At 65.8% G+C, this 6,048-nt stretch carries 2 protein-coding genes and 2 pseudogenes; 3 read left to right on the forward strand and 1 reads right to left on the reverse strand.

Going from position 1 to position 6,048, the window contains the following annotated elements:
• Positions 1–1,976 precede the first annotated feature (1,976 nt).
• Entirely contained in the window at positions 1,977–2,189 is a 213-nt protein-coding gene (locus ACIPK3_RS34220; RefSeq protein ID WP_402576118.1) for a hypothetical protein, read from the forward strand.
• A gap of 1,377 nt (positions 2,190–3,566) precedes the next feature.
• A pseudogene (locus tag ACIPK3_RS34225) lies at positions 3,567–4,121 on the forward strand (transposase family protein); the annotation flags it as partial.
• On the opposite strand, the gene ACIPK3_RS34230 reads toward ACIPK3_RS34225, so the two are convergent.
• The gene (locus ACIPK3_RS34230) at positions 4,119–5,360 is read right to left on the reverse strand and encodes an IS110 family transposase (protein WP_402576119.1); all 1,242 of its coding nucleotides are present in this window, start codon (positions 5,358–5,360) and stop codon (positions 4,119–4,121) included. The pseudogene ACIPK3_RS34225 and the gene ACIPK3_RS34230 sit on opposite strands and share 3 nt — an antisense overlap.
• Before the next feature lie 347 nt (positions 5,361–5,707).
• Here ACIPK3_RS34230 and ACIPK3_RS34235 point away from each other — a divergent pair.
• Positions 5,708–5,938 (forward strand): annotated as a pseudogene (locus ACIPK3_RS34235) (transposase family protein); the annotation flags it as partial.
• Positions 5,939–6,048: the final 110 nt, after the last annotated feature.

The raw sequence follows: 6,048 nt of genomic DNA on the forward strand, positions 1-6,048 counted from the left end.
GGTGTCTCCGGGCGTGCCAGCCGGTCCAGCAGGTCCGGTGTCGCCAGTTGCTCCCGCCGGACCGGTGACGCCGGCAGGCCCGGTGCTTCCAGCCGGTCCGGTCGCGCCGGTCGGTCCGGTGTCTCCGGGCGTGCCAGCCGGTCCAGCAGGTCCGGTGTCGCCAGTTGCTCCCGCCGGACCAGCCGGGCCGGTGGGACCCGTCGGCCCGGTGGCCCCGGTGGGCACCACGAAGGTGATGGTGATCTGGGGCACGCCTGTCGCGTCGGGAGCGACGGTCATGGCCGTGGCGGTGGGCCGCGCGTAAGACGAGCCAGCGCCACCGCCTCCCGAGTCGGACACCTCGGTGGCGCCGCCACCCCCACCGCCATAGAAGCCCCCGCCGCCACCGCCACCGCCCCCCGCGAGGTCCAGCTGATCAGGCGGGTTCGAACCACCGGCACCTCCCGCGCCAACTGTGCCGTTCTGGCCGCCGAATGCCCCGCCGCCGCCGCCTCCTCCGGAGAATCCGCCCCCGGCGCCCCCGCCGGCGGAAACGAACAGCGCCTCTCCGCCTCCTCCTCCGCCGCCGCCAGCAGTGCTGGCATCCGCGGAACCGCCAGTGCCACCCTCGGAGGTACCCCCCTGACCGCCCGGGGAGTTGAATCCCCCTCCCGGAGCACCGTCGTTACTGCCAGATGGCTGTCCGACGCCGCCGGATCCCGCGGCGGTTCCCCCGCCCACGGTTTCGTCGCCGCCGCCCCCTCCGCCCCCGCCGGCGGCGACGACCAGCCGTGGATCGTTGTAGCCGCCCGTAAGGGTGCAGGTGCCGGACGTGCCGGAACACTCCTGGACGGCGCTGGCCCCGCCGCCTCCACCGCCCGGTTGGCCCGCAACGGGTTGTGTCGCGTTACCCCCAGCACCGCCACCGTTGAAGCCTCCGGACCCGCCGGTGCTGTCGGAGCCGGGGTTGCCTCCGACGCCGCCGACACGTACGTAAAGAAGGGTGTTGGAGTTGACTGGGACGGTCGCCGTGACCGTGGCCCCGAATCCGGCTGGAGTGGATCCTTCTGGATAGGCACCACCAGGGCCGCCGGTGGCGGTGATGCTGATGGTGGAGACACCATAGGGGACGAGGAATGTGTCCTCTGCCCCGGTGAACGGATAGACACAGGTCACCGTGGTGGTCCCGGTACAGGTCGCGGCAGAGTGGGCGCTGTCGGCGGGCAACAAAGTCAAGGCGCTGGTGGAGAGCGCCACAGCGACTGCCGAAGCAAGATGCCGCCTTCTGGAATATGGGTTGCCGGGTGCCGGGAGCCGGTCGTCGTGCATGGGCGTCCTTAAGAATGATGAGGCGGTCCGGGAGGACCGGGTGCAGTAGATGGTGTGACGGTGGTACGCCGAAGGAAGAGGCCGCCTGGGTCAGCCTGGTCACGGTTGCCGAGGACCGGCCGGCCGTGCAGGCAGAGCAGGAGCGGCACCTAGGTGATCTTCGGGGTGGCCACGGTGCGAGGCCGGGCGGCGGCGGCCGGTGCGCACGACCAGGCGCCGCCCGGCCTCGTCCCTCACCGGCCAACTCGGCTATGCACTGGTAGACCTCGGCCTCAAGTGCGGCGGCGAGCGTCCGCCTCACGTCCTCGCGGACAATGTCGTCGATCAAAGAGCCGGACTCGCTAGTGCCGTTCTAGTCGACTGCGTTGAGCATGGGGGCGAACTTCCCGACTCTCGCTGTTACGCGTGTCTTGCCTATCGATTGTGGAATAATTCGCCATCACATCCGTCACGATGATTCCTCTTCCCGCACGACTCAGCCATGAGTGCCATCAGATAATACGGATTACAGCTCGGCGAGAGAGGTGGAACCTGATGGCGCGGAGAACCTGGCATCTGATGGAGTATCCAATTACCTCGTTCGGGTGGCACCCGTACACAGCCAATGCCATGTGCCGCCCTGGCCTTGCGACCTGCGAGGTCGGGCCTTCCTGAGGCACCCCCCGCAGATGGGGCTGCAGGCCAGGGAGACGAAGGCGTTGCGTAATTCGGTGCGGCGTTCCAACGGAGGCGAGGCGCTTGAACTGGTGCCGCAGGACGAAGGTCTGCTCCACGACGTAGCGGCGTTTGCCGGGCTCTCGATGTTCGGAGCATCACTGCGGGAGATGACCGGCAAGATTCAACGCCTTCACGGGTATCGGCGGTTGTCGTCCGAGTTGTAGCCTTTGCTGCCGAGCGAAGCCCGAAGACGCCTGCGCGGACGGCCGGAGCCTCCGGCGACAGGCGGGACGCCGTCGACCGGGACGAGAGTCTGGGTGACATCGTTGACTTGGTCGCGGTGGTGATGACGTTGAGCGGAGTGTCGCGTCTGTCGCAGATAAGGTGATGTTTGCTACCCGACTTGCGCCGGTCGACCGGCGACGGACCGGTGTCGGCTCCCCCCTTCGTGCGGACGCGACAACCGTCCACACATGCCCGTTGACCGGTCCAGCCCGCTGGCCACGTTCAGCTCGGCGAGCAAGATCTGATGCAACCGCCTCGAACGGCAGAAGCTTCGAGCAGATGAGCAATCAGTCGCGGCATGAGCCGTTCCTTCATGCTTCGCAGAAGACTTTGGACGTCCGTTCGGGTGCAATCAGTGCGTGTCGAATTGGAAGCATGAATTTCCCACCCTATCCTTCATGCAGGCGATTTTACTGCCTTCTCTTAACTGATTCACTGGCGGACGATAACGCTCGTTTGACTGGAACCGTTTGGTCGAGGTGCAGCCATCGTGGGGTAGATGGCATCCGCTTTCAAAGTCATCCATCATGCACCCTACTCCCTTCCCCCTGCAGCAAAAGAGAACTAAAGCAAAGCGGTGGCCTCCGCACTGGAATGGAGCAAAAATCTCATGAACCAACCCACCAGAGTGATGTCACTCAGCACGTGCTCGATGGCACTGACTGCCGTGATGCTGTCAGCAGCGCCTGCGCTTGCTGCAGACAGGGCCATCGTCCCGGGCAGTGCCGGGAAGGCATTCCTCGAGCTTCAAAGCGATCAAGAATCAAGCTTCATCACCCCTCCTGGCCCACCGGCTCCGGGAAGCACGATCGGCGGTACGAGCGAGATCGCGAAATTCGTTCGGACCGGGACCAAACCCTACGGCTGGGAAGCTTTCCAGTGCCGCTTCCTGAATGTAATTCAGGACCAGGCTGCTACACAGTGTTCCCATACATTCGTCACCCCAGACGGTCACATCACCACGCAGGGAGCCAAGAGAGGTCCCCTGGGGCCGCCAGCCAGGTTTACGGAATCCGTAACTGGCGGTACCGGAACCTACCGTGACGCCGCAGGCTGCGCCCTGTTCACCCTCGTTCCTGGGAGCGCTCCGAACTCTCCGGTGTACCGCATCCGTTTCTCCCGCAACTACTGCCCTGAGAACTGAGTGGACGTTAAGTCCGATCTTTCTCAGTTCGTGATCACTCGATCGTGGTACTGAGCCTTTTCCAACCTGATTGGATGGGTGGGTAGTTGGACTGGAGGCGGTGTCCGAACGTGAGGAAGCTCCTGGTAGGCGGGTTCACGACCAAGATCGCCTGTCTGCCAGGAGCTTCCGCGTGCTTGTCTACCCGTCCGGCATCGATGTGTCCACCTCGACCCTGCGCTTCCTGTCCGCTCATCTGCGGGCCCGCCGCCAGGAACGCGGAACACGTTGGCGCCGGGTGAGCGTGGGCCGCCAGGCTCTGCTCGTTCTCGCGCACCTGCGCTGCGGCCATACCTACGCCCAGCTCGCAGCCGGGTTCGGCGTCGGCACCACGACCGCCTACCGGTACTTCGCCGAGGCCATCGATGTCCTGGCCGCCCTCGCGCCGGCCCTCGCCGAAGCGATGAAGACTGCCTCCACCAAGGCATTCGTGATCCTGGACGGCACGTTGCTGCCGATCGACAGGATCGCCGCCGACCGGCCCTTCTACTCCGGGAAACACAAGAAGCACGGCATGAACGTGCAGGTGATCACCGATCCGGCGGGGCGGCTGCTGTGGGCATCGCCCGCGTTGCCCGGAGCCGTCCACGACATCAGGGCCGCGCGAGCCCACGGCATCATCGACGCTCTGGAGGAAGCCGGCGTGGAGTGCTGGGCCGACAAGACACCCCATGCAGCTATCGGGTCAAGCAGCTGTGGCGAGTGGTGCTGTTCTCGGTGGGGCGAATGCGATCACTTCGTCGAACCTCTGCCGGGTGGTCAGGCAGTGATGGAGCTGGCCGAGCATGCGGTTGAAGAGATTTCGGAGGGCCGCGTAGTAGCGATCGCCGGTCTCCCTTCGGCGGTTGTAGTGGTCATGGGCGCCGGTTGAGGCAGTGAGTGCGGCGAAAGCCCAGTGCCGGCCGGTTGCGGCCAGGCGGCTGTTCTTGATCCGGCGGTGGCTGACGCGGCGGCTTTTGCCGGACTCGCGCGTCACGGGGGCGCTTCCGGCGTATGCCTTCAGATCGCGGGCTGTGTCGAACCGGGTGCGATCGTCGCCGATTTCGGCGAGGAGCCGGGCGCCGGTCAGCGCGGCGAGGCCAGGGAAGCTTGTGATGATCTCCGCGTCGGGATGCTGGAGGAAGAGTTCCTCGGTGGCGCTTGCCAGCTCGTCGCAGGCCTTGCAGGCGGCTTCGAGCTGGGCGAGCAAGGCAAGTGTTTGGTGTCCCATCGCCGTTTCCACCAGAGCCGGCTGACGAAGCCAGGTCCGGCGGAACACTTCGAGCAGGCGGTCGGTCTCGGCCTCGATCCGGCGTTGGCGGCCGGCCTGTTTGACCGCGGTTTTGAGCTTGCTGCGGGTGAGCTTGGCGGCTTTGGCCTGTGTGGGCGCGATCGCCAGGATCGCTCGAGCTTCTCGGGTCAGTAGCTTCTCGCGCTTGTCGGCAAATGCTTCAAGGACTGCCGGGTAGTACTCGCGCAGGTGCGAGCGCAGACGGTTGTGGGCTCGGGTGCGGTCCCAGACCGCGTCCTGCTGGGCTCTGGCGAGGACAGCGATCGCCCTGACCAGCTCAGTGTCGCCCGGCAGGGGCCGGTGAAGCTCCGCGTCGGTCCGTAGGATGTTCGCTAGGACGACGGCGTCCTGGTGGTCGGACTTCTTGCGGGAGACGGCGTGCCGGTCCCGGTAGCGTGCCGCAGCCATGGGGTTGATCGCGAACACTTGGCGCCCGGATGCCCGCAGGCAGGCCACCATGAGTCCGCGCGAGGTCTCGATCGCGATCGGGATCGGATCGTCGGGAGTGTCGCCGTGTTCGGCCAGGAGGCGGAGCAGGTCCTGGAAGCCCGACGCGTCGTCGCTGACCCTGAGCTTGCCAAGCAGGCGAGCGTCGCAGTCAACCACCGCCACGTCGTGATGGTCTTCGGCCCAGTCGATTCCGCAGGTCACCTGCATGCGCGCCTCTTTTCGATACGTCGCTGTCCGCCGGCGTCGAGCCGCGGCAGGACCACTCGGCGACCTAATAGAAGCGCTCGCCGGCGCACCACCCCATCAGCCGTCCGTGGCCCCAGCTGTTCTCAGGGTCCTCGCTCTCGTGAAGAGCTCCACGACTCCGGCTGATCAAGAGGTGGCCCTGGGAACGGCTCGAACCACGGCACGCTACGGCGGTCGAGTCCCGAGCGGCAGGGGTCGCGCACGTGTCGCTCTTGTCGAAGCACTCAAGGCGCGGCATACAGCAAGACATCTCGCCCGACCCCTGCCTAGAGCTGATCCAACTTCCAGCCCTCAACGCCTATTAGGCATACCGGGGCGCCAGCGGCACCATACGGCTGCCCTACTGGGGTCGCTGGAAGACGCTCTCCGCAGGTCAGCAGGCCGTCAACCGCTCGCACGCGAAAATCCGCGCACTCGTCGAACAAGCCATGGCCACCCTCAAGACCTGGCGGCTCCTGCGCAAACTGCGATGCTCCACAACCCGCATCACCAACCTCGTTCAGGCCGTCCTCACCCTGCACCTGACCTGCTCAAACTGAGGTTGGAAAAGGCTCACTGATCGCTGCGCAGGTCGCGTGCTGGGCATGTTCATGTTGATATGCGGGACATGAAGCGAGAGCCGTACCCGAGCGACTTATCGGACGTGCAG

Source organism: Streptomyces sp. NPDC086787, from assembly GCF_044745865.1.
Classification (GTDB): Bacteria; Actinomycetota; Actinomycetes; order Streptomycetales; family Streptomycetaceae; genus Streptomyces.